This window comes from Paenibacillus sp. FSL R5-0810, from assembly GCF_038002285.1.
In the GTDB taxonomy this organism is placed as follows: domain Bacteria; phylum Bacillota; class Bacilli; order Paenibacillales; family Paenibacillaceae; genus Paenibacillus_AQ; species Paenibacillus_AQ lactis.
In genome coordinates this window covers 2,366,945-2,391,203 of sequence record NZ_JBBOCF010000001.1, presented here as the reverse complement: position 1 = coordinate 2,391,203, position 24,259 = coordinate 2,366,945, and the positions used below count along the sequence as shown (strand labels likewise).

Genomic DNA, 24,259 nt, shown 5'->3' with positions numbered 1-24,259 from the left:
GGCGCAGCAAGTCCTCAAAAGGGACTTGTGTGGGAGAAAAGGAGCTCCGCAGGCGCAGCAAGTCCTCAAAAGGGACTTGTGTGGGAGAAAAGGAGCTCCGCAGGCGCGGCAAGTCCTCAATAGGGACTTGTGCGGGTGAAAGGGAGCTCCGCAGGCGCGGCAAGTCCTCAATAGGGACGTGTGCGGGTGAAAGGGAGCTCCGCAGGCGCGGCAAGTCCTCAATTGCTCTTCTGTCAAGAAAGTAGACACCTCTAAGCTAAGCTATGCACTCGTAATAGCACTGCTCAAAACGCACCGGGGACATATACCCAATCGTACTGTTAGAACGTTTTCGGTTGTAAAAAAATTCAAGGTAACGGTACAGCTTCTGCCCGGCTTCCTCTTTTGTTTTAAACTTAGGTTTGCTGTAAATGAATTCTCGCTTTAGGATACTGTGAAACGCTTCAATACAGGCGTTGTCGTAGCAGTTTCCTTTGCGGCTCATACTGGGCTTCATGTTAAATTGCTTCAACTGTTCACGGTACTCTTTAGCGGCATATTGCGAACCGCGGTCGGAATGGTGAATCAATCCCTTCGGAGGCTTCTTCGCAGCATACGCCATCTTTAGGGCATCGAGGGTAAGGTCTGTGGTCATCCGATCGCTTAGCTTCCAACCGACGATTTGTTTGGTGTACAGATCCAGGATGCTCGCAAGATAGAGTTTCCCTTGGCGGCAGGGGATGTACGTGATGTCAGCGACCCACTTTTCGTTGGGCTTTGTGGCTTTGAAATTTTGTTCCAACACGTTAGGGGCAATCGGGAGATCATGCTTGGAATCGGTCGTAACCACTCGGAACTTACGGGCCATGCATGAACGAAGGCCATGTTCGCGCATAATGAGGCCCACCGTACGTTCCGATACCGTCCATCCTTCCTTCACCAGCTCGTTTCGTATTCGGGGACTGCCGTAGGTTTCATCGGAGTCATAGAAGTGCCATTTCACACGTTCAGCCAGCGTTGCCTTACGTTTTTCCCGTTCAGAAGCTTCAGAGGTACGCCATTTGTAATAACCGCTCCGAGACACGTGAAAGAGAACGCACATCTTCTCCAATCGAAACTCGGAGCGATGATCTTCGATAAACTGGAACCTTAGTTCTTTTCTTTGCTGAAGATGTGCATGGCCTTTTTTAGAATCGCAATTTCTTCTCTCAAATCATCAATTTCGCGTTTTTGGTCTTCGATAAGTTGGGTTTGCTGACGTAAGGTTTCCCCATGATTGACAGGCTCGTGCTCGAATGCTCGATACTTTTTGACCCAGTTACGTAATGTGCCTGGATTAATGTTCAACTCATCGGCGATCTGCTCCAGCGTCTTCGACTGTTCTTGCACGTACTTTACGGTTTCACGCTTAAATGTCTCGTTGTAATGTTGTCTATTGCCACTCATTTTTTTTTGACACCCTCTCGTCTGCTTTGTTTCATTATCGTTTTATCACTAAGGGGTGTCCACTTTTTATTCTAGCTGCAAATAGGGACTTGTGTGTGCATCTTGCGTGCCGCTAAAAGTAAACTTACTTCATGTAGTGGGTCGCATCATCGGCTAGTGTATATCGGTGATAGCGTTTTGCATTTGGATTAAGCGGTTTAATAAGCCCCTTAGCGAGTAAACTATGCATGATTTTAATAGACTTGTTTCGAGAAATTTTGAAGTGTCGCCGTACGTCCGCAAGGGCGAATGGGGTGTGTAACGTGCTGAAATATCGCATGGCCTCTCGTTCATATAAGGATAACTCTGCTATTTTGGGCATGGTGTGACTGTAGTAATCAAGAATATCGGCCAATGAGTTTCTGCAAGTCTCCGGGCGCTTCTCGATATCATCCATGCTGAATGGCAGGCTGCCATGGTTCGAATTTTGCTTCTTTCGAAGCTGAACCGTTCACGGGTTATCGTTTCGGCGTGCGCAGCGAATCCCTCACATTCCAAACCAAGCCGAAGCGGAGTATAAAAGACATCGATAAACAATGACACACCCGCGGAGTTCTTAATTCGATACTCCAGATCCACTCCTTGAAGGGTGCCGAGGACTGGCAAGACAACATTCTTAATTAGAAGCTTAGTACCTGTCATATCCCGATTCAGCATTTCAAGGCGGCGTTTGTCGGTTGTGCTTTTTTGTTCCTTGAGAAATAAATTGAACCTATCTTCAAAGCTAATCATAATGTCCTCCTTTTCAATCAGAGTACAAAAAAAGCCTCGATTGTTCCTGACGGAACTTTCGAGGCGTTCTTCGCTAACGGTAATACTCTGCAATATTTACTTGATTTCATTCTACTGCATTTAGTTTACCAAGTAAATGAATATGAAATTGCATTCTGTTCCGGGCAAGGTAAATGCGTAGCTTACAAATGATTTGTTGTGAAGGTCATCTGCCAGGTATGAGTGTGCGCCGTAAAAGTTAGCTAGCAAAGATCTAAATTGGACGGAGCAGCAGCGAGTATTTCAAGTGAGCGCCCTATCCGGAACGAAAATTCCCTTGTGCCTCAGCGAAATGAATACCGGCGGAAATGGTACATAAACGGGATCAAGGTTATGCTGTTGGTCCCCTGACCGCGCATGAATTTACACAACTCCCCGCTCAAACCATTCCAGCAAAAATTTTGCGAGCACAGGCACATTTCTGGGCGAATGCACATACGATACAGAGTGATATCAAGGAAGCGAGGGGAAATCTGTGGCAGTCATCAATGTCAACTCAAACGATGTGGATCTGCTGGCTAGACTCATTCGCGCAGAGGCGGAGGGCGAAGGAGAGCAGGGGATGCTCATGGTGGGGAATGTCGGCGTAAATCGCATTCGCTCCAACTGCTTGGACTTTCAAGGCATCCGCACCATGAACCAAATGGTGTTTCAAAACCCGGGAGGATTTGAAGCCACACAAAAGGGATACTTTTATCAAAGAGCCCGGGATAGAGATCGGCGGCTTGCTCAACGAGTCATCAACGGGGAACGAATCTGGCCTGCTTCTAACGCCCTCTGGTTCTTCCGCCCGGCTGGAGAATGCCCGGCAACCTGGTACAATCAGCAGAATACAGGGCGTTTCAAGGCGCACTGCTTCTTCACCCCGTCCTACGCCGATTGTCCGAGTGTGTTTTGATTTATTCTGTAAACCACCGCATCTTGCGGGCATATAGAAGGAGGAATACTTATGTTTAATCAAGGCGTGCCACCTGTGAATTACATGAATGGAGTTCGTTATCCGGGCGTACCAAGCCGTGGAACCGCAGGGTATACCGGAAATGTACCGCCACAAGTTTCAAGTGGGAGCCAAATTACGCAGGGAGGCGCCGTCATGCCGATGCCTCAATTCGAGCAGTCCTACGTTGAGAACATTCTTCGTCTGAATCTAGGCAAAACCGGCACCTTTTACATGACTTATGAAAATAACTCGCAGTGGAACGCCAAAGTGTTCACTGGCGTAATCGAAGCCGCTGGCCGCGATCATATCATTATCAGTGAGCGCTCAACCGGCCGTCGCATTCTTCTCCTGATGGTCAATCTCGACTATGTCGTGTTTGACGAGCCGCTTCAATACCAATATCCGGGTGTGATCGGCAACCCGCCGACCGGTCGGTAAATCCGATCATATTCACCGCTCGCTAATGTAACCTTCGCTTCCCTGGGAAAGCGAAGGTTATTTAGCATGTGCAACGGGCTGCAGAGAAACCAGTGCTGACGTTTATCGAACATGAGGAACCAATTCTATCTGTTATTAATAGAATATATCAATTCCCGGGAAACGAGGGTTAAGTGAAGAAAATCAAAACATAGCTTGTAACAACGCGTTTTAATGTCATAAGACAAAGTTTGACTGTGTATCGTAGTACTATATAATTACTTATATAGCTCGTAAACGTCGGAATAAGATAAGGAGATGAGTCCATTGGGAAGTTGACGCTTTGTCCGAACAGGTCGTTATGCTTAATGGCACCACACATTTTTAATAACCGAAGGAGGTGTTCCTGTTCGTCATCGCATCTGGAATGACGGATAGGAGATCGATTGAGTGACCCCTTACCGAGTTTGATTAGTCTTACCTTGGTATTGTTTCTCGTATTGTTAAACGGTTTTTTTGTATCGGCTGAAATCGCTTTGGTTAAAGTGAAGAGCAGTCGAATTGATGCATTAGCTGAAGAAGGGCATCGGAACGCAAGGTATGCCCAGAAAATATTAAGAAATCTGGACGGATATGTATCGGCCTGCCAGTTCGGCATAACCTTGGTGTCGATTGGACTCGGGTGGATCGGCGAACGGACGATATCCTCCCTGATCTCGCCATGGTTTACCGGAATCGGCTGGAGCGAAACGGCCATCCATGCGGTATCTCTGGTGATTGCATTCGTACTTATCTCCATCATGCACATTGTGTTCGGGGCGCTAGCGCCAAAAACGGTTGCTGTCCGCAAGGCAGAACGAATTGCGCTGTTATCTTCAGCACCGCTCAGCGTATTTTACAAGATTATGTTTCCTTTTATCTGGTTCGTCAACGGATTCTCGAATACCATTCTGCGCCTGTTCCGCATGCAGCCGGTGGTTGAACGGAACGTTCACACCGAAGAAGAGCTTCGGGATATGATGAAGGAGAGCAGTGAGATCGGCCTGATCGATAATACGGAAATGACGCTGGTCGACAATATCTTCGAATTCTCCGATACGACAGCCCGAGAAATCATGATTCCCCGAACTGAAATGATCTGTCTCTACAACAATTTGCCGATGGAAGAAAATATGAAGATCGCCAGCGAAGGCATGCGGACCAGATATCCCGTCTGTGATGAAGATAAAGACCATATTATTGGCTTCATTCATATTAAAGACTTGATGCGTGGACACATCCGTGACCAGCTTTCCTTGATTCGTCCGATTCTCGCCGTGCCTGAATCGATCAAGATTAGCGAGCTTCTGCGCAGAATGCAGCGAAGCAAGACGCAGATCGCAATTCTCATTGATGAATACGGCGGTACTTCCGGTCTGGTAACATTGGAGGACATTATGGAAGAGATCGTCGGCGAAATTCAGGACGAATTCGATGAAGAGCGGCCGGGAATTGAGTTGGTGGGGGAGGATGAATACTCCATCGACGGATTGATGCTGATTGAAGAAATTAACGAACAGTTTGGTCTGGATATGGAAACGGAGGACTACGACACCATCGGTGGATGGCTGTCATCGCGTCTGGAAGTTTTGCATCCGCATAAAGGCCAATTCGTCATGTACGGAGATTATTCGTTCATGATTGAGGAGACGGAAAATAAACGAATCTCGCGCATCCGCCTTGCAAGACAGCAGCAGGAGCTGCTGCAAGAGGAAGCAGGGGCTTAAACTGGGTGTTATAAGAAACAACGACAATAATTGTCGTTGTTTCTTTTTATTTGCAGAAAAGTTTCAAAAAATATATCAAAAGATGAAGAAAACGATAAGATTGCATTAATAGACTATGTTAAAATATGGATGTTCCTATCAAATTGAGAGAAAGGTGATGTTATGTCAAACGTACGCAGTCCTAAACGTATGGTCTCCGCTCTTGCAGTAAGTGCACTTTTAAGTTTAACCTTGGCGGGAGGGGCTTACGCGGATTCGGCTACAGACATTGCACCCGGTGCCTTAACTCCTCCGCCACCAGTGGAATTGAACGTGAATTCTATGAATCTGATGGCCAACAACTATCTTACGAGTTACTACTCTTCGATCAGCAAGGCTAGCAGCTCGCAGGTCAGCGTTTATGGCTCTACGAGTGCCGGACAAGCCGTCGACGCCATTGGCATCCAGTTCGTCCTTCAGCGATGGACGGGAACCGCGTGGGTCGATGCAGGCGCGTCTTCCGATAACGGGACGAACAAAGCTTCCCACAGCGCTACCAAGACATTCAGCGTGACTCAGGGCTATTATTATCGTGCCAAGACTACGCATTGGATCAACGAGAATGGTACATATGAAGATGGGGTTTATTATACGAATTCCTTGCTGGTAGAAAAATAAGCATAATGAAGAAGAGCACCCAATGAGGTGCTCTTCTTCTATACAACCGACTTCACACGCCTTGCGTGTGGCTTACCGGATGCCGTTCGCGATCTTGAGAAACTCTTCCTTCGAAATAAACCCGCTGATCATAACAAGGATCTGGTCATTATTATGCAGGAAACGAAGGTTTGTTTCCGTGATATAAGCAGCAGCTCCGGAATCCAGCTTCAGTGTGCCCGTTACCTCGCCGCCTACGCTGATGGCTTTATCGGCGGTTATTTCGATAAAGCTTACATGGATTACTTTACCGTCCCCATTCATATATTCGAGTTTCAGATCCTCGATAGGGCCGTCTTCTGAATTGGAGATTCCTGACGCCTGGATGAACTCATAGCCATTAGGAATATAGCCGACTTCAGGAATCTTGAAATTCACGCGTTTCTGGGATTCGGTTAGGGATGCATCCGAATCGGTGAACTCATAGGTCTCGGTTTCAATCAGTTCGGCAGGTGGCACATATTCTTGACCAGGTACAGACGATACATCCGGCGGAGGCGGGGTGAGGGCTTTGCTCTCGTCAACAGGTGCTTTCTTGCCAAAGATTTGACCGGCTAAACCGTTGCCCCAATCCACAATCTGCTGATAAATCGGTGATACCGCTTGCGTGACCGTAGGCTGCGAGAACATGAAGGCGCCGAAAGCCATCGAAGCGGCAACAATTCCGGCATATTGAAATCTGCGCCGGCGTTTCTTGCGCTGGTTCAGCTTCTCAAGCTGCATCTTGACTTGCTGCCAGGATTGACGCTTGCTATCGTCGTTCGTAGGGTATGAGGAGCTAGAAGCTGCACGATCGAAGGCTTCATCAAAAGCCTCATTAAACCAATCATCGTATTTTTCGTTGCTCATCTAATTCACCCCACTCTCTATATAGCATTTTCTTCACGGATTCCCTAGCTCGAAACAATCGCTGCTTGACGATCTCTTCCCGAGTATCGAGCAGGTCAGCAATTTCCTTGTAAGTCATGTTATGCTTCCAGCGGCACTCGATCAAAAGCCGGTATTCCGGCTTTAACTGATCCAGGTATTGCACAATCGCCTCTTCCAGCATATTCGACTCCACCTGCTGCTCAACATTGGTGGAAGAAACCACCATTTCTTCTTCATTAATAAAAACACGTTCAACATCCACTTGGTTACGGTATTTTTTATTTTTTCGCAAATAATTCATGGTCGAATTTTTGGCGACGACCCGGAACCATCCGCGCATCTTGCTCTCCATGTCAAATGTAGGCTTACTGGTAATGACTTTAATAAAGGATTCTTGAATTATATCCTCAACAGCAGCATGATCCCGGACTACATACAAAATTTGTCCATACACAAGATCATAAAATTCATAATAGATTTCTTCCTGAATAGGTTCACTGAGTTCCGTGAAATCTGCTGCAAGGAGGAGTTGTAATCGGTTAGACACGCGATATTCCCCTCTCTGGTGTAACCATCCTATTTCTCTCATCATTTTACAACACATTGAAAGAAAAAGCCCTATGATTTCAATTAACAATTACAGTAAGAGACTCTTATAAGAATATGCCAGCGGTCTTCACGATATTATCGGGTAAATCATTCAGGGTCGAACAAGCTGGGTTGAATAGAAGGGGATAGGCAGGACATGAGAATGCTGGAACACCAGTTAAGGAGGGCATGAGTATGCTGAAACAGCAATCAAGCAAAAGAGGCCGTCCCGGTAGATAACTCCACGTTTGGACAGCCCCTGTGCCACATTCAGATGAGGTTGTAACGATGATCAAGTTGAGCCAAGGCTTTTTAGAGAATGAGCTTATGCCCAGTTTCCGTTAATGAAGACAGGCTCTTCTCTGCCGTCACGGGTAATGCCGGTAATTTGCAAATCTTTGGAGCCCATCATGAAATCGACATGCGTAATACTGGAGTTCAAACCGTGTTCCTGAAGCTGTTCAGGTGTCATCGTCTTGCCTCCTTCGAGGTTAAAGGCATACGCGCTGCCAATGGCGAGATGACACGAGGCATTTTCATCAAACAGGGTGTTGTAGTACAGTATTCCGCTTTCGGATATCGGTGAGCGATAAGGCACGAGAGCGACTTCACCCAAGTAATGCGAGCCTTCGTCCATAGAAATGAGACGGGACAGCGTATCCTCGCCTTGCTCGGCAGAGAAGTTGACGATACGCCCGTTCTCGAAGGTCAGGGAGAAATTGTCGATAATGTTACCGCCATAGCTGAGCGGCTTCGTGCTGCGAACCGTTCCGTTGACTCCGGTTTTGAGCGGAGCCGTGAATACTTCTTCTGTCGGGATATTGGCCACAAAGCGCTCGCCCTTTTCATTATGACTGCCGGCTTGTGCCCAAATATGCCCTTCCGGCAGCTCGATTGTGAGATCGGTCCCGGGGGATGTAAACCGCAGCTTGCTGTATTTCTTTTGGTTCAACTCATCAGATTTGCGCTGAAGCGTTGCGATATGATCTTCCCAGGCTTGGATCGGATCCTCAAGATCGGCACGCACGGCGTGAAAGATGGCGTCCCACATTTTATCCACCTGTTGTTCTTGGGGAACGTCAGGGAACACCTTGGCGGCCCAATCGGGCGAGGCGTAAGCAAGACCCGTCCAGCTCATTTTATCCGCTTGCTGGTATTGACGGTATTTCGACATGGCGGCGCCGTACGTGCGTTGATAATTGGAAATCCGCTCCGGGTCTACCCCTTTAAGCAGATCCGGATTTGAGGACAGGATCGTTAGAAATGCTGCCCCCTGCTCCGCGAGCTCCGTAACTTCCTCGGCATAGTATTTCGGCGGTTCAAGAAAGGATTCGTCCGGCGCCAAATCGTAACGGATCCGGTTGACAACCTCATCACTGTAATTCACCTTTACCAGCTTGGCACCGATTTCATAAGCCTTCTTCACGATTAGGCGCACGAGCGGGGCAGCATCAATCATGGCATTGACGACAAGCGTCTGGCCCGGCTGCACATTGGCACCGACTTTCACGGCAAGTTCTGCGTAATTTTCTAATTTTTGTTCAAAGCTTAGCATGGATGATCCTCCAATTCTTAGCGTAATTCCGAAGGTCCCCGCAAAAGTTATGGAATTATGCTTGCGCCTCCACAATCTCTTTGCGAATCGACCTCAGGTCAATAAAAGGTGAAGCTTAGCTTGTTAAGAAAGCAGCTGCTTAGGAAGCAGCTGCTTTATGTACGATTCATCGAGTGCTTAAAATGCCCAATTTCCTTTCAGGAACACAGGCTCTTCACGTCCATCCTCGGTAATGCCGTAGATATCCATTTCGGCCGAGCCGATCATGAAATCCACATGGGTAACGCTCGTGTTCAGGCCCTTCTGAGCAAGCTGCTCTTGATTCATGTCTTTACCGCCCTCGAGGCAGAAGGCATATGCGCTTCCTAAGGCGAGGTGATTGGAGGCATTTTCATCGAACAGGGTATTGTAGTATAAAATGTTGGACTCGGAGATTGGGGACTGGTGGGGTACCAGCGCGACTTCGCCAAGATAACGGGCACCTTCGTCCATGTTCAGGAGACGTTCCAGTGTTTCGTAGCCCTGCTCTGCCGTGAAGCTGACAACCTTGCCGTTCTCAAAGGTAAGCGAGAAGTTGTCCACGATATTGCCGGCATAGCTCAATGGCTTCGTGCTTGCGACCGTCCCGTTGACACCGGTCTTCAGCGGCGCTGTAAACACTTCTTCCGTCGGCATATTCGCAACAAAGGAATGGCCGCGCTCATTGATGCTGTCGCCTTGCGCCCAAATATGACCCTCCGGCAGTTCAATGGTGAGATCCGTACCCGGCGCGACGTAATGGAGCTTCTTGTACCTCTTAGCATTCAGCACGGAGGACTTTTGCTCCAGCACAGCCAAATGCTTGTTCCAAGCTTCTACAGGATTCTCCTGGTCCACGCGGACCGTATGGAAGATGGCATCCCACAGCTTCTGTACTTGCTCCGATTCAGGAACATCCGGGAAAACTGCGGCTGCCCATGCTGGCGACGGAATCGCGATCAAACACCAGCTGAATTTATCAGCTTGCTGGTAAGCACGGTATTTCTTCATTGCCTCGCCGCGAGTTTTGTAGAAATTCGCGATTCGCTGCGGGTCAATTCCGCTCAGCAGGTCCGGATTCTCCGACAGCACGTGCAGAATAGCGGCACCGTTCTCGACAAGCTCCGTCAGCTCCCCCGCATACCATTTTGGCGCTTCGGTGAACACGTCATCGGCTGCCTTCTCGAATTGTAGACGAGTGATGGCTTCATCGTTCCACATGATCTTTACCAGGCGCGCACCTGCTTCATATGCCTTCTCGGCAATCAAACGGGTAAAATCGGCGGCTTCTACAGGGGCATGCACGACCAAAGTTTGCCCTTCCTGTATGTTAACCCCAACCTTTACGGCCAGCTCGGCATACTTGTGGAGTGATGTATTCAAATCGGACATTTGGTACCCTCCATTGCGATAATTAATTTTAACACTCATATTATATACTAGACCAAGCATCATATGAAAAACAATAATCAGGAGCAAATAAAAGTGATATACTAAAATTCTATGATGAGTCATCATCGGATAACCGAAGGAGAGTGAAACACATGTCACAAGTCCGGATTGAACGTGCGGACATGAAACGTGATGAAGAGGATCAATTCGTGGGATACACCGTGTTTTCCATAGATGGACATGCAGCATCCTATGAAATTACATTCCTGAGCAAGAACGGCCGGGATTGGGATTACAGCCTGAACTTTGCGGCCGAGCCCGGGCTTGAAGAGCAATTCCTGCAGGTGGATGAACGTCTTGAAGAGGACGACGAGCTTTTTGACGATCTGTTGGATGCCGCGATTGATGCGGGCAATTTCGATGACGCTTCGGAATGAAGCATTGCCGTTCCCGGGTAATTCACCGTTAGCCGTTTGAAATTCTTGACGATGAGAAACAACAAACCGTACACTTCCGGTTCATGAGGAGGCGTACGGTTTGTTTTTCGCGTGTACGAAGGCAAATGACTTCAGCCGTCTAACCGATTGTGATACGGCCTTCCGGGTGCCGGTACAGCTCTTTGCTGTTCTTTCTGCTGATCGCATACGCCAGTGTCAGCGGCCCAAGACGGCCCAGGAACATGAGTAATGCGATCGTGATTTTTCCGATCCCGGACAGCTCGCCGGTGAGGCCCATGGATAATCCGACGGTACCGAATGCCGAGACGGCTTCGAACAATATTCGCAGAAATTCGCCGGATTCGGTGATGGACAGGAACATTGAAGCACCGACAAGGAGCAGCAGGGACAGAATGGTTAGCGTAACGGAACGGTAAACAACGGCTTGCGAAATTCGGTGCCGGTAGAGGACCACATCTCGTTTCCCCTGAATCATCGTAATGACCGCGCCGATCAGAACCGCAAACGTTGTTACTTTGATGCCTCCGCCGGTTGAACCCGGGGCAGCTCCAATGAACATGAGCAAGATCATGAAGAATTGGGTCGACTGCTCCAAGCTTGCAATATCGAGCGTGCTCACGCCACCTGAGCGCGGCGTAATGGACTGAAAGATGGCGGCCATCCATTTCGCCGGGTACGATAACGGACCAAGTGTCTTCGTATTATGATATTCCAGCACGAAAATCATGAGGGCTCCGATGACGATCAGGAGCGAAGTGACGGTCAATACCACCTTGGAATGCAGCGACAGCTTCCGGCACTTCGGATATTCAATCAGGTCGAAAATGACGATAAACCCGATGCCTCCGAGAAAAATCAGCACCATCAATACAATATTGACGAACGGATCCGTCACGTAGCTGGCAAACCCGGCAAAGGGTCCGTGAATTTGGCTCATGAGATCAAATCCGGCATTATTGAATATGGAAATACTTTGAAATATCCCAAAATAGGCAGCCTCGGATAGCGGCATCATCGATGAGAACCGCAGTGTCAGCAGGAGAGCGCCGGTGCCTTCGATGATCAAGGTGTAGATCAGAACCCGGCGAATCAGATCGACGATACCCTGGATTTGATATTGTCCCATGGCCTCTTGAAGTATCATTCTTTCCCTCAGCGAGATTCGCCGGTTGAACATCAGGGCGACCCAGGTTGCAGAGGTCATGAATCCCAAGCCTCCAAGCTGAATCAGCAGAAGCATGACGACTTGTCCGAATCCGGACCAGTGCAAGCCGGTGTCTACGACCGCCAGGCCGGTTACGCTGATGGAGGATACGGCCGTAAAGAAAGCATCGATGATGGGCGTCGATGTTCCGTCTGCCGTTGAAATTGGAAGCTTAAGTAAAAACGTACCCAACAAGGTGATCGCCGCAAACCCGATCGCAAGAAATTTTGGCGGGGTCATTTGGTTTCGCAGATCTTTCTTTTTCATTCCCTTTTGATCCTTTGCATGTAAAATAATATTGAAATCTTTCTCTAATATAACACGAAAGGTGAATCATACAACTAACATGAAGGCAGACAGAGCACCTATCCCCGTATCCATCCCTTTATTTATAGGCATTATTGCCATTTCATTCTCTTCCATTTTTGTGAAATGGTCCGACAGTCCTGTATCCGTCCAGGCCATGTACCGCCTGATGATCACAGCGATCATGATGCTGCCCTTTGCGGGCAAGTATGCGGGCGATGCCAGATCGTTAAAGCGCTCGGAATGGGGGCTCTTGGCTCTCTCTGCTGCGATGCTGGCCCTTCATTTTCTATTGTGGATGGGCTCCTTGCAGTGGACCAGCGTCGCGAGTTCCACGATCATTTTAGCGCTTCAGCCGGTATTTGTCATGATTGGAGCGTACTTATGGTTCAAGGAGAGAACCTCGCTCGGAGCGCTGTTTGGGATGTCGATTGCATTCCTGGGCGTATTTCTGCTGATCGGCAGCAGCAGCTTCGGCGGACAGGAAGGACATTTCAAAGGCGATCTCATGTCTCTTCTCGGTACGGCTGCCGTTGCGGTCCATATGCTGCTCGGACAGCTTCTTCTAAGACGTCTTCCTTCCTTTCTGTACAGCTGGCTCGTGTTTGTGATGGCGTCACTGATTCTGGCCGTCTATAACCTGATTCAAGGCTATTCCTTTACCGGATACTCGGGCAGGGAGTGGGGAATCTTCCTGCTGCTTGCCATCGTGCCCACGGTCTTCGGGCATTTGCTGTTCAATTGGCTGATGAAGTTTGCATCGGCTTCAACCGTGTCCATGAGCGTGCTGGGGGAGCCGGTTGGAGCAAGCGTGCTGGCTTTTCTTATCCTTCACGAAACGATGTATCCGCTGCAGGCTGCCGGCGGAGCGCTTGTGCTGCTGGGGCTTATTCTGTTTTTGCGGGTCGGAGCATCCCCTAAGCGTCCGAAAGAGTTTGAGCAGAAGGGAGCGGCTTAAAAGCGCTTCGCCTCTTGCTGCCGACTAGTTACGCGTGTAATGGCGCACACTGAGATTATATTGCCCGATGCCATATATTTGTTCGCATGGGCTGCGGACGGTCAAAGGAGAATCTTGCGTGTGAAAGCTGTTACCTATCAAGGCCGGCATAACATCAAAGTCAAAGAAGTGAAGGATGCATCGCTTCTCCGCAGGGATGACATCGTGATCCGGGTTACAACGACGGCCATATGCGGCTCGGATTTGCATTTGTACAATGGCGAGCTCAGACAGATGACCGATGATTATATTATCGGGCATGAACCGATGGGCATTGTTGAAGAGATCGGGCCCGAAGTCGGCAAAGTGAAAAAAGGGGACCGCGTCGTCATCCCGTTCGTCGTCTCTTGCGGGAAGTGCCTGTACTGCCTGAACCAAATGGAAAGCCAATGCGATTATGCCAATGACGCGAGGGACACCGGAGGCTTCTTCGGCTACAGCAGCGCTTTTGGCGGTTTTCAGGGCGCGCAGGCTGAGCTTCTGCGGGTCCCCTACGGAAACTTCATGCCATTTGTCATCCCGCCGAGCGCCGAAATCGAGGATGAGAAGCTGCTGATGCTGTCCGACGCGCTGCCGACGGCACTATGGAGCGTGGAGAATGCCGGCGTGAAGCCAGGCGATACGGTTGTAGTCCTCGGAAGCGGCCCTATCGGTTTGTTAACCCAGAAGTTTGCCTGGCTCAAAGGCGCCGAGCGTGTCATTGCCATTGACCATGTAGATTACCGACTTGAGCATGCCAAACGGACGAACCTTGTGGAAACCTACAATTTTCAAAGCTTCAAGGAGATCGAAGGGTATATCCGGGAAATTACCAAGGGCGGGGCCAGAATTGTCATCGACTGCGTTGGTTTGGATGCCAAACGGACGGGGCTGGAGATGGTAGGCACGTTGATGATGGTGCAGGGAGGGTCACTCGGAGCATTCCGGATGGCAGCCGGCATGGTCCGCAAATTCGGGACGATTCAGCTGACCGGGATTTACGGGCTGAAGTATAGCGCATTCCCGCTTGGTCAGCTGTTCGAACGGAATATTACCCTGAAGATGGGGTTGGCTCCCGTGACTCACTACATTCCGGTGATCTATCAGATGCTGAAGGACGGAATCGTCGACCCTTCGGATATCATTACGCACCGGCTGCCAATTGATAAAGCTCCGCATGCGTATGACATTTTCAATGAGCGCAAGGACGGATGCATTAAAGTCCTATTAAAGCCTTGACGGTGCGAGACCTGCGGGACCGGAGGACCGAAGGATATAGAAGATTTGAAAATGCTGCGTTTCGACAGATTCCCAATCTGATCGAAGCGCTTTTTTGTGCGAAGCGAAAAGAAACAAGGCCGTTGACAGAATGTTTGGAAGTATTATAGTTATTAGAAAAAGAAATGGGAGTAGGAGAGGGATCACCAACATGAGCATCAGATACAGCGAGCTCACGCCGGATGCGGCAGAGCACTCGTTTCTGCAGGGGGTTAAAGACTGCATTCCGACCTTGCTCGGATATTTAAGCATCGGCTTTGCAGCGGGGGTCGTTGAGCGCACGGCAGGCTTCAGCCTGCTTGAGATTGCGCTGATATCGCTCCTGCTGTATGCAGGTTCAGGACAATTTATCGCGGCCGGCATGGTTGCCGCAGCTAGTCCGGTCATCTCGATTATTGTGACCATTTTTTTTGTGAATGCGAGGCATTTTCTCCTTAGCGCGGCCCTAGCGCCCTATTTCAAAGGCTTGTCGCTAGGAAAGAGCTTCTTCATCGGATCCCTGCTGACAGATGAAACCTTCGGAGTGGCATCGGCGAAGGCGGTCGAGGAGAAGAGACTGGGTTATAAGTGGATGGTCGGGCTTAATATAACCGCTTATCTGTTCTGGTGCGCAGCGAACGTTGCTGGTGGATTGGTCGGAGAGTGGATACCGGATCCGGAGCGGTACGGGCTGGATTTCGCGTTGCCGGGCATGTTCATCGGCCTTCTGGCGCTGCAGCTGATCAGTCGCAAGAAGTATAAGCTGGATTTGCTGGTTGTTGTCGTTTCAGTGATTGCCGTCATGGCAGCAAGCACAATCGTGCCTGGCAGCGCTGCGGTAATTATCGCGATTATGGCCGCGGCTACGGCGGGATTGGCGGTGGAACGATGGAAATAAGATGGCATATCGCTCTTCTCATTATCGGCTCAGCCGTGGTCACGCTTATACCGCGTGTGCTGCCGCTTATGATTCTTAGCAAGCTCCGTATCCCCGAGTTGGCGATCCGTTGGCTCGACCATGTGCCGATCGCCGTGATGTCCGCGCTGCTTGCCTCAGAGCTGCTGCTTTCGGACGGCCGGGTTGATCCCGGCAGCCATTTGCTTGAGTTGATCGCCGCTGTGCCTGCTTTTCTTACCGCCTTTTTGACAAAGAGCTTGTTCGCCACGGTGGTGGTCGGCATTCTATCCTTGGTAGTGCTCCGACTGATCGTTTGATATCAAGCGCTCATCAAGTCACAACAGCTATTCTTGCCTGCCGGACAGCAGACAGGAATAGCTGTTTTTATATGAAACAGGGATGAATTGGTCTAATGTCAGGGGACAGGGGTCCTAGCGGACAGCGGAGGCGCTGCATATGGTGTACTAACCCATGATGTGTTAACACGAGGAAAGAAACAAGGCAGAAGGAGGAGAGACGGGGGATGATGCCGACGGTTACGATAGTCGTACCTTTCTATAACTGCCCGTATATACAGCAAGCACTGGATAGCGCGGTCCAACAAACGTATCCCGCGGTTGAAATCATCGTGGTGGACGACGGGTCGACGAGTCACGCAGATCTGATCGCTCCTTACACGAACAGGGTCTACTATATGGGGAAAAGCAACGGGGGGACGGCCAGCGCCTTAAATCACGGAATTTTGCATGCTTCGGGAGAATACATTGCTTGGCTCAGCTCGGATGACCGGCTGGTTCCCCAAAAGGTCGAGCGACAGATGGCGTTCATGTTGAGCCGGGGGCTCGATATCAGCTACACTGGTTTTTCCTTAATCAATGAGCATACCCACATGATCAAGCCCTATGAGGGAATCCCGATGGCCAGCACAGCCGATCTATGCCGCAAGTTCATCTATTCCAATCCCATCAACGGATGCACCGTTATTGCGAAAAAAGACTGGTTCCTCCGAGTAGGCATGTTTAACGAGCATCTTCGTTACACCCATGATTACGACTTGTGGATTCGACTATTAATGAGCGGCGCGGCCTTCGGCTTCTTACCGGATATGCTTACGCTGTACCGCGTGCATTCACAAATGGGAACGCTGCGTTATAACGCGACGATTGCAAAGGAATATGAAATGGTCAAAAACAATTATCGGGGCATTCTTGAGCATCTTGCTCGGAAGCACGGCGGATAGCGGGGGATACGATGAAGATTTTGCTTGCAACCCATTGGCTGGTCCCTCATGTAGGCGGCGTTTGGAACTTCATGCAGCAGCTCAAGTACCGACTCGAGCTGCTCGGTCATGAAGTCGATTTGCTTGGCAACAGTCCGGACTATAAAAAAATCCATATCGTCAACCGAGGACTGGAGCTCTCTAAAGACCACCTGGTGCCTATGCTTGAGGCCAAGCTGACTCCCCAGGCGGCGCCGGGATTGAATCAGCACTTTGCTATTCGCCATTATGAGCTCGAGCGCTATTGCATGGAACTGGCGGCAGCCTACTTCGGGCTGGAGCAATACGACTTGATCCATACCCAGGATATTTTCTCGGCTAGATCACTGGGCCGCGTAAAGCCGAAGCGCACCCCGCTCATTTCCCATGTCCACGGTTCCGTAACACAAGAAATGACCGACTATTACCGGGATCACCCTGAAGCCGGCGTCAACGAGAGCAGCCCGGCTTGGCGTTATTTTCCGGCTGTCGAATATCATGCTGCTATGGGCTCTGACCTGATGATCACGGCAAACCAATGGTGTAAAAACATCCTGGTCCACCGGTGCGGGATCCCGGATTACCGAATCACCGTGTTTCAATACGGCCTCGATGCCGAAGCCTTCTGGGCCAAATACCGGGAAGGAAGCACACTGCGGAGACCACCCGGCAAAAAGGTCATTATCTGTCCTGCCAGACTTGTTCACGTCAAAGGAATCCACGTCCTGATCTCTGCACTTGCGATCCTCAAGCAGATGCGCAGCGATTGGGTTTGCTGGATTGCCGGGGACGGTGATCTGCGCAGCCAGCTGGAGGCGCAAACGTACTCGGCTTCCTTGCAGCATGACGTGTTCTTCCTTGGCGAGCATCATAATGTTCCGAGTCTGTTGAAGGAGGCGGATATATTCACGCATACGTGCATTCAGGACAATCAGCCGTTCTCGGTCATGGAGGCGCAGATGGCCGGTCTTCCCTCCGTCGTTTCTTCCGCAGGGGGCCTGCCCGAGATGGTTACGCACGGCCAGACCGGCTTGATTGCCCCGGTAGGCGATCCGCTGGCAACGGCGCAGTTCTTGTATCTCTTGTTGGAGAAGGATGAGTACCGTAAACAGCTGGGGCAGAATGCGAAAGCCTTTGCGCTGCAGCATTGGTCCATGGATAAGATGATCAGCAGGATGCTGAAAATATACGAGGGCGCAATCTTGCAAAAATCGGGATAGAGAGGAGAAGGTGCACGGCATGAACCAGCAGTCTTTTACGGTAATGAGCGATCTGTACAATCGAATCTTCGTTAATCAGGTGTCAACGCCGGAGCTGCTTGTGGATTACACGGTGTGGAACCGGATTCTTCAGTCGCTGCCTAAGGAATACAAGCTGCCGGACGAACCGGTCAATTACGTCTAGCCATCCGCAAGAGCAATGGAAAGGCAGACCATGTTGATCATGGCCTGCCTTTTATACTGTAAACGAAGCGAGAACGATACATAAGCTTTTTCATTAGACGACGAAAATGTCCCGAAATAAAAAGCTCCACCGATGCCTGTTGCTGATCCATATGTCGACGTTCGGCATCAGGACAGGGCATACATGCTTCAAATTCCAGTCCTGCCATTCCAACTCGACGACCGGAGCATGGTTGACGACAAGCACGTGGAATGGGCCTGTACACAGCTCTTTCAGCACAGCTTCCAATTCTTTGACTTCCTCGTAGTTGGAATCCGTTCGGATAAAGAGAATTCGTCCCCCGCTCTCCACGTATTGTAAAAATCTAGCGATGCGCCGGTCATATTTTGCCTTGATTTCAGGAAAAGCGGCAAAATGAGGGGGGAAGTTGTTATGCGTGTAAAAATCATGGTTCATGTAAAGCTCGTATTCCCGGTCCAATACGTTATACAGCTCATCGCTGGCTTGATTGACGAGAACCAAATTCGGGTAAACGAGCATCCCTTGAAACCGATTGCGGAGCATTCTCGAGATTTGAGGCAGCACGGGAGTTCCCATCCAATCAATGGGACCGGCGAACTTGCGAAGGCCGTGTGCCTTCATTTCCATACCCGGTAAGCAATTTGACCCTAGGCTGAATACTGCCGAGTACACGCCCTTGATATCCTGCAGCGTTGCCATGAGAAGACACAGCTCCTTTCATTTTTTGATATTTTATTCTTTCAATATATTAAATGCGGGCCGGAGGGAAGCGGCTTGGACCGGGTGAACCCTTCCACAGAATTGGTCGATCGTCCTCAATGGATTGGCCCTTCCGCCGATAGGTCGTCATACATACCCTGTTATTAATGATCCTTCAATAGCAGGGGGGAATACGATGTCCATCTTTCGATTAGATGCTGCAGAGTACGGAAGTATTGATGCGCGTTATATCCAGTCGGTCGATCTGACGATTACGAACACGGGCGGGGAGGACTTTGACGTATTGATCCACGGGTATTATCCCCATGGCGTTTATTACGTCGGGCTGGTGCATGCCGCAGCGGGGGCTACCGTATTTGTGCCAGATATCACGAACCAAAATATGACATTCAGCTTGCTGCTGGTAACGAACATCAACTATTCATACTCCTCGCAAATTACGGTTCATGCCAAAAATCAGGGCCAGCTTGTGGCTGTATTTTCAAAATCCGATTTTTATACGATTGAATAAGGAGGGCGCGACATGAAGGTGCTGTTCGTATACTATGTACCGAGCGGAGGCGTCGAGACATTGAACAGACAGCGGTGCCGTGCACTCCGCCTCGCAGGGATTGAATCTCATTGCCTGTATTATTCCTGGGGCTCGGGTATGCAAAATCCTGCGGACTTTCCGATATATGTGACCCGGAACGATATCGAGATCAAGCATATTTTGGACTCGTGCGGTTTTAATTGCATCGTTGTGACGACGGATCATGCAAGCTTTCCAAGATTCCGCATGCTGGGTTACCAAGGGAAAATGCTGCTGGAAATCCAAGGCTACGGACCAAGGAGCGTTGCCCAAGCACAGCTGACACAAGCCATTCCTTATGTCAATGCCTATGCGGATGGGCTGCTCAATCCGAACACGCCGCATATTTCCGCGTTATTCCGGGATTTATATCCCAACAAACCGCAATTCAATTTCAATAATTGCTTTGATGGCACCGAATTCACATACAGGCCGTCCGGGATTCATGCCAGCCCGATCATAGCGTGGCTCGGGCGCATTGAGGACAATAAGAACTGGCGCGAATTTCTTCATATTGGACATCAGCTTATGGCTCACGTACCGGATCTGCAATTATGGATGTTCGAGGATAATCAGCTCAGCATTCCATCGGAACGCGAGCAGTTTCATGCACTGATCGCCGAGCTCGGCTTGTCCGACCGGCTTACGATCCGTGCGAATGTCCCGAATGCACAGATGCCGTACTATTACTCCATCATCGGGGACTCCGGCGGCTTTCTGTGCAGCACATCGAAGGTGGAGGGAGCGCCGTACGCGGTGCTGGAGGCGATGAGCTGCCGTTGTCCGGTGCTTACGACGGATTCGGATGGTGTCTCAACCTCGGTGTATCATAATGAAACAGGAAAGTTCTATGTTCTGGGGAACATCCAGCATGCGGTACAGGAGGGGCTTGAGCTGATGAGGAATCCGGGATTGCGTGAGCACATCCGGACACGGGCGAAGAACCATGTGCACGAGAGTTTTAATCCGCATTTGTATGCGATGAACTTTGCATCCATGCTTCAGGCTATCGGGCTGTGAGGGGCGCGAGCACGGCCTGCTTTGTACGAAGTGTCGTACAGAGCAGGCCGGTTTGCATGGGTTTCGGCCGGAATGGTCCGGAAGAACATGCAAAGTGGGTCAGTTCGGGTGAACAATTACTTGATCTTTACGGAGCTCTGAAGGCGGATCACGTCCCGAAAAGGGACTTGTGCGAGTGAAAAGGAGCTCCAAGGGCGCAGCACGTCCCGAAAAGGGACTTGTGCGAGTGAAAAGGAGCTCCAAGGGCGCAGCACGTCCCGAAAAGGGACTTGTGCAGGTGAAAAGGAGCTCCAAAGTCGCAGCACGTCCCAAAAAGGGACTTGTGCCGCTGAAAAGGAGCTCCAAGGGACTTGCACCGTGACCAATAGCCCGGCTCATTCCACTTCAGGAATCGAGCCGGGCTATTTTTTAAGTGATTACCGTCAGCTCTACCCGCCCGAAAAGGGGCTGCGGAGAAGGGGCTTCGGGCCTTCCTATGTCGGCTGCACCCAGGAATGGTAGGTTTCCGCAATGCCTTCCTCAAGCCGGTAGCGGGGATACCATTCCAGGATCTCGCGAGCTCGGGAATTGTTCAGGCAGCTATGGACGATGTCACCCGGCTTAGCCGGGTGATATTCAATATGGATCGGTTCGGGATGATTACAGCGAATCAACTCGACCAGGTGATTGATCGGTTGGCTGCTTCCGGTGCTGACGTGCAGAATCTCTTGATCGCCATGATGGATGGCTGCCAGATTGGCTTCCACAACGTCCTTGACAAAAATAAAGTCCCTCGTCTGGCTGCCGTCCCCATATATGTGCAGCGGCAGCTTCTGCAGCAGTCGAGCCCCGAAAACGGCAACGACGCCGCCTTCGCCTTTGGGCGTCTGACCCGGACCATATACGTTGCCGTAGCGCAGAATCGTGTAAGTCAAGCCGAAGAAACGGTGATAGAGCCTCACGTAATGTTCGCCTACCATTTTCGATAACGCATAGAAGGAGATTGGCGATAGCGGGTCGGTTTCATGCAGCTCGGGCTTTTCAAGATCGCCATATACGCCGGCGGTCGAAGCGTACACGAACTTTCGCACACCCGCTTTGCGGCATGCTTCAAGCAGGTTCAGGGTGCCCATGATGTTCGCATCCGCGTCCAGTCTGGGACTCTGAATGGATCGCTGCACATCGGCCTGGGCGGCTAGATGAAAGACGACGTCCGGTTTTAACATCGCGATATATTCCGTAGTATGGAGGCTGTTCACATCGGCCACATGCAGAATCGCCTCACTGTGAAGGCGGCCGGGATCACCGGTTGTCAGATTATCTATAACATGAACCTCGTATCCGCGATTAACGAGTCCGTTCACCAGGTGGTACCCGATAAAACCCGCTCCGCCGGTTACAACCATCTTCATGAATGGTCCCTCCAGCCTTATAGTTTAGGATGCTCTATCCTACGCTGAACGGGGCCCTTCCGCTTGAGACAATTGACCCCACATGGAAAGGATTGGGCGGGGGGAGGCCTTGGAATTAGATCGGATTTTACATTCCTGTTATAATGGAGGCTGCACGTTTAAATTCATTTTACAAAAGAGGGATCGAGTCATGGATCGGAATCATGAGCAAAGGTTAAAAATATATATTTTTATGTTTTTGACGTTATTTTTGAAGCTCATCCTATTAAGGGTATTCTTGTTTAACGGGGTGGCATGGGGAAAGGTGCTTACGGATGCGTTGTCCCTTCTGGCCCTGCTCAGTTTGCTGGAGCTGCTTCTCCCGATAAAAGGCAAGAAAACCGCCTATGGGGTGATCAATCTTGTCTTCTCCTTCATTCTGTTTGCCTCGGCTGTGTATAACGTTCATTTCGGGTCAATCCCGACGTATACAGCCATGGCCGGTTTGGGGCAGGTGAATCAGGTGAGGTCCAGCATTATCCCTTTGCTGGAGCCGGCGCATTTTTTATTCTTTCTGGATTTGCTGATCATTCTGCTGGTCATTATTTTTCGGAAAATCCGCTCAAGAACCCATAGAGGACTGCACTTCAGCACGCAGCGCTCTTATATTTCCTCTGCCAGATCAGGAATGAGATGGCGTTTGGCCATGGGAGGCATTCTGGTGCTAGCCCTGGTGCTCTCTACTCTGATCGTAAGGAAGGCATGGGGGATCGAGAATGAAATTGTCCGGGCAGAGAATATGGGCTTCATGAACTATCAGGTATCTGCCGTCGTCCGGCAATCGCAGGAGAACCGCGCACTGGCACAAGGAAATCTGCAAGAGAAAATCGGGGAGATCCGGCAGCTGCAGGCATCGTATCCCTACGGTGAAGACAAAGGGAAGCAGCCGGAAGGATTTGGTGCCGCAAAAGGCAAAAACCTGATCATCGTACAGATGGAATCGCTGCAGCGATTCCCGATCGGGCAGTCCCTGGACGGTCAGGAAATTACACCGGTTATGAACAAGCTGACGGAAGAAGGCTTGTATTTTCCGCATATCTTCCAGCAGATCGGCCAAGGAAATACGTCGGATGCCGAGTTCGCCGTCAATACCTCCATCTATCCGACGGGCACGGTTGCGATGTCGACCGGCTTTGGCAGCAAGGAACTGCCAAGTCTTCCGAGACTCCTGGGGCAGCAAGGGTATGTCACCAGCACATTCCACGTAAACGATCTGAAGTTCTGGGATCGGAATAAACTGTATCCTGCCCTGGATTTTCAACAATTTTTTGATAAGCCTTATTATAAAAATGATCATTTTAATGATTTCGGCCCTTCGGATGAAGAGCTGTTTCGCGTCGGGATGGAAAAGCTGCTCGAGAACCGGCAGCAGAATAAGCTGTCATATGCGCATATGATTACGGTCTCGAATCACTCCCCGTATACCGTGAAAGAGGAGTACGCGAAGTTGGCCCTGCCTGCAGAGCTAAGGGGAACCCATCTCGGGAACTACCTGCAATCGGTGAACTACTCCGATTATGCGCTGGGCACTCTGGTGGATCAGCTTAAGCAAAGCGGGATGTGGGACGAGACGGTGCTCGTCGTGTACGGCGATCATTTCGGCATCAATCCGGCGGAAGCCGATGCGAATATGATCTCGCAGACATTGGGCATTCCCTACCATGAACGGATTAGCCGCTTTAACATTCCGCTGATTATTCATGTTCCGGGTATGGACAAGGGGCGCACGATTGAACAAGTGGGAGGGCAGGTTGATATTCTCCCGACCGTAGCAAACCTGCTCGGCATTTCGCTGGCGGACGAAAAGTTTACGGCATTCGGCCATGATCTGCTGAATGTGAAGCGGAATGTGATTGGCATGCGTTACTATCTGCCGACAGGCTCGTTCTTCAATAACGACATTCTGTTCGTTCCGGGAGACGGCTTTGAGGATGGGTCCGCCGTATCCATCAAGACGATGGAGCCTGTTGAGGACCTATCACCCTACCGGCAGGATTATGATTATATATTGCAGTTAATGAAGCTGTCGGACGACTATGTCAAGATGCTTCCGAAGCGGGAACCCTGACTTAAGGGATAGGTAATGACTAAGAGCTGTTTCACGAAGCGGTTAAGCGCTTGTGGAGCGGCTCTTTTGTTCGTTCATAAACAACAATATCTCTTAAAAGAACGAGCAGCTTGGGCAGTAGGCAGAGAATAACGGAAAATACATGGATTCTGTGCAAAGAGTTCAGTAACAGGCAGCACAGAACTGTCAGC

At 50.1% G+C, this 24,259-nt stretch carries 25 protein-coding genes; 15 read left to right on the top strand and 10 right to left on the bottom strand.

The genetic code is table 11. The annotated features are described in order from the left end of the window. Nucleotides 1-256 precede the first annotated feature (256 nt). The 3 genes from MKX76_RS10750 to MKX76_RS10740 all read right to left on the bottom strand — a co-directional run bounded on the left by MKX76_RS10750 (nt 257) and on the right by MKX76_RS10740 (nt 2,196). Nucleotides 257-1,117 (bottom strand): IS3 family transposase, encoded by an 861-nt coding sequence (locus tag MKX76_RS10750; RefSeq protein WP_244152709.1) that lies wholly within the window; start codon nt 1,115-1,117, stop codon nt 257-259. 11 nt (nt 1,118-1,128) lie between these two features. Further along, on the bottom strand, nt 1,129-1,425 hold the full coding sequence (locus MKX76_RS10745) for a transposase (protein WP_007129247.1): 297 nt from the start codon (nt 1,423-1,425) through the stop codon (nt 1,129-1,131). A gap of 348 nt (nt 1,426-1,773) precedes the next feature. Beyond that, nucleotides 1,774-2,196: a hypothetical protein gene (locus MKX76_RS10740; protein WP_341033734.1), complete on the bottom strand. Its 423-nt coding sequence runs from the start codon at nt 2,194-2,196 to the stop codon at nt 1,774-1,776. Nucleotides 2,197-2,710: 514 nt separating this feature from the next. On the opposite strand from MKX76_RS10740, the gene MKX76_RS10735 reads away from it, so the two are divergent. The 4 genes from MKX76_RS10735 (at nt 2,711) to MKX76_RS10720 (ending at nt 6,015) form a co-directional block, all read left to right on the top strand. Further along, the gene (locus MKX76_RS10735; protein ID WP_007130406.1) at nt 2,711-3,133 is read left to right on the top strand and encodes a cell wall hydrolase; all 423 of its coding nucleotides are present in this window, start codon (nt 2,711-2,713) and stop codon (nt 3,131-3,133) included. A 51-nt stretch (nt 3,134-3,184) separates the two neighbouring features. Continuing rightward, nucleotides 3,185-3,613 (top strand): spore coat protein GerQ, encoded by a 429-nt coding sequence (gene gerQ, locus MKX76_RS10730; protein ID WP_007130405.1) that lies wholly within the window; start codon nt 3,185-3,187, stop codon nt 3,611-3,613. A gap of 425 nt (nt 3,614-4,038) precedes the next feature. Further along, on the top strand, nt 4,039-5,358 hold the full coding sequence (locus tag MKX76_RS10725; protein WP_007130404.1) for a hemolysin family protein: 1,320 nt from the start codon (nt 4,039-4,041) through the stop codon (nt 5,356-5,358). 312 nt (nt 5,359-5,670) lie between these two features. Next, on the top strand, nt 5,671-6,015 hold the full coding sequence (locus MKX76_RS10720; protein ID WP_232239339.1) for a hypothetical protein: 345 nt from the start codon (nt 5,671-5,673) through the stop codon (nt 6,013-6,015). Between the two features lie 72 nt (nt 6,016-6,087). Here the strand turns inward: MKX76_RS10720 and MKX76_RS10715 are convergent, their stop codons facing one another. From MKX76_RS10715 to MKX76_RS10700, 4 genes are all read right to left on the bottom strand, one after another. Next, nucleotides 6,088-6,903, bottom strand: coding sequence for a DUF4367 domain-containing protein (locus tag MKX76_RS10715; protein ID WP_007130402.1), 816 nt, complete (start codon nt 6,901-6,903; stop codon nt 6,088-6,090). Continuing rightward, nucleotides 6,881-7,471, bottom strand: coding sequence for an RNA polymerase sigma factor (locus MKX76_RS10710; RefSeq protein ID WP_007130401.1), 591 nt, complete (start codon nt 7,469-7,471; stop codon nt 6,881-6,883). The genes MKX76_RS10715 and MKX76_RS10710 overlap by 23 nt, the downstream gene beginning before the upstream one ends. 366 nt (nt 7,472-7,837) lie before the next feature. Next, nucleotides 7,838-9,067, bottom strand: coding sequence for an aminopeptidase (locus MKX76_RS10705; RefSeq protein ID WP_028405501.1), 1,230 nt, complete (start codon nt 9,065-9,067; stop codon nt 7,838-7,840). A gap of 177 nt (nt 9,068-9,244) precedes the next feature. Further along, a complete protein-coding gene (locus tag MKX76_RS10700) occupies nt 9,245-10,477 on the bottom strand; it encodes an aminopeptidase (protein WP_007130399.1) in 1,233 nt (410 codons plus the stop codon). 152 nt (nt 10,478-10,629) lie between these two features. On the opposite strand from MKX76_RS10700, the gene MKX76_RS10695 reads away from it, so the two are divergent. After that, on the top strand, nt 10,630-10,914 hold the full coding sequence (locus tag MKX76_RS10695; RefSeq protein ID WP_007130398.1) for a hypothetical protein: 285 nt from the start codon (nt 10,630-10,632) through the stop codon (nt 10,912-10,914). Nucleotides 10,915-11,053: 139 nt separating this feature from the next. Here MKX76_RS10695 and MKX76_RS10690 read toward each other — a convergent pair whose 3' ends face one another. Then, nucleotides 11,054-12,406, bottom strand: coding sequence for a TrkH family potassium uptake protein (locus tag MKX76_RS10690; RefSeq protein ID WP_007130397.1), 1,353 nt, complete (start codon nt 12,404-12,406; stop codon nt 11,054-11,056). A 79-nt stretch (nt 12,407-12,485) separates the two neighbouring features. Here MKX76_RS10690 and MKX76_RS10685 point away from each other — a divergent pair, with 79 nt between their 5' ends. The 7 genes from MKX76_RS10685 to MKX76_RS10655 all read left to right on the top strand — a co-directional run bounded on the left by MKX76_RS10685 (nt 12,486) and on the right by MKX76_RS10655 (nt 18,238). Next, nucleotides 12,486-13,403: a DMT family transporter gene (locus MKX76_RS10685; RefSeq protein WP_341033732.1), complete on the top strand. Its 918-nt coding sequence runs from the start codon at nt 12,486-12,488 to the stop codon at nt 13,401-13,403. Between the two features lie 120 nt (nt 13,404-13,523). Beyond that, entirely contained in the window at nt 13,524-14,660 is a 1,137-nt protein-coding gene (locus MKX76_RS10680) for an alcohol dehydrogenase catalytic domain-containing protein (RefSeq protein ID WP_007130395.1), read from the top strand. Between the two features lie 190 nt (nt 14,661-14,850). Continuing rightward, entirely contained in the window at nt 14,851-15,576 is a 726-nt protein-coding gene (locus MKX76_RS10675) for an AzlC family ABC transporter permease (protein ID WP_007130394.1), read from the top strand. Continuing rightward, nucleotides 15,567-15,893: an AzlD domain-containing protein gene (locus tag MKX76_RS10670; protein ID WP_007130393.1), complete on the top strand. Its 327-nt coding sequence runs from the start codon at nt 15,567-15,569 to the stop codon at nt 15,891-15,893. The genes MKX76_RS10675 and MKX76_RS10670 overlap by 10 nt, the downstream gene beginning before the upstream one ends. A 206-nt stretch (nt 15,894-16,099) precedes the next feature. Continuing rightward, nucleotides 16,100-16,816: a glycosyltransferase gene (locus MKX76_RS10665; protein WP_007130392.1), complete on the top strand. Its 717-nt coding sequence runs from the start codon at nt 16,100-16,102 to the stop codon at nt 16,814-16,816. 11 nt (nt 16,817-16,827) lie between these two features. After that, on the top strand, nt 16,828-18,054 hold the full coding sequence (locus MKX76_RS10660; protein WP_007130391.1) for a glycosyltransferase family 4 protein: 1,227 nt from the start codon (nt 16,828-16,830) through the stop codon (nt 18,052-18,054). A 19-nt stretch (nt 18,055-18,073) separates the two neighbouring features. After that, on the top strand, nt 18,074-18,238 hold the full coding sequence (locus MKX76_RS10655; RefSeq protein ID WP_007130390.1) for a hypothetical protein: 165 nt from the start codon (nt 18,074-18,076) through the stop codon (nt 18,236-18,238). A 93-nt stretch (nt 18,239-18,331) separates the two neighbouring features. Here MKX76_RS10655 and MKX76_RS10650 read toward each other — a convergent pair whose 3' ends face one another. After that, a complete protein-coding gene (locus MKX76_RS10650) occupies nt 18,332-18,958 on the bottom strand; it encodes a DUF1796 family putative cysteine peptidase (protein WP_007130389.1) in 627 nt (208 codons plus the stop codon). A gap of 196 nt (nt 18,959-19,154) precedes the next feature. Between MKX76_RS10650 and MKX76_RS10645 the strand changes: the two genes are divergently transcribed. Next, on the top strand, nt 19,155-19,490 hold the full coding sequence (locus MKX76_RS10645; RefSeq protein ID WP_341033729.1) for a hypothetical protein: 336 nt from the start codon (nt 19,155-19,157) through the stop codon (nt 19,488-19,490). 12 nt (nt 19,491-19,502) lie between these two features. Next, nucleotides 19,503-20,570, top strand: a complete 1,068-nt coding sequence (locus MKX76_RS10640) for a glycosyltransferase family 4 protein (RefSeq protein WP_028405508.1) — start codon at nt 19,503-19,505, stop codon at nt 20,568-20,570. Between the two features lie 473 nt (nt 20,571-21,043). On the opposite strand, the gene MKX76_RS10635 is transcribed toward MKX76_RS10640, so the two are convergent. Further along, nucleotides 21,044-21,961, bottom strand: a complete 918-nt coding sequence (locus MKX76_RS10635; protein ID WP_210095281.1) for an NAD-dependent epimerase/dehydratase family protein — start codon at nt 21,959-21,961, stop codon at nt 21,044-21,046. A 190-nt stretch (nt 21,962-22,151) separates the two neighbouring features. On the opposite strand from MKX76_RS10635, the gene MKX76_RS10630 reads away from it, so the two are divergent. Then, the gene (locus tag MKX76_RS10630; protein ID WP_341033728.1) at nt 22,152-24,068 is read left to right on the top strand and encodes an LTA synthase family protein; all 1,917 of its coding nucleotides are present in this window, start codon (nt 22,152-22,154) and stop codon (nt 24,066-24,068) included. Nucleotides 24,069-24,259 lie beyond the last annotated feature (191 nt).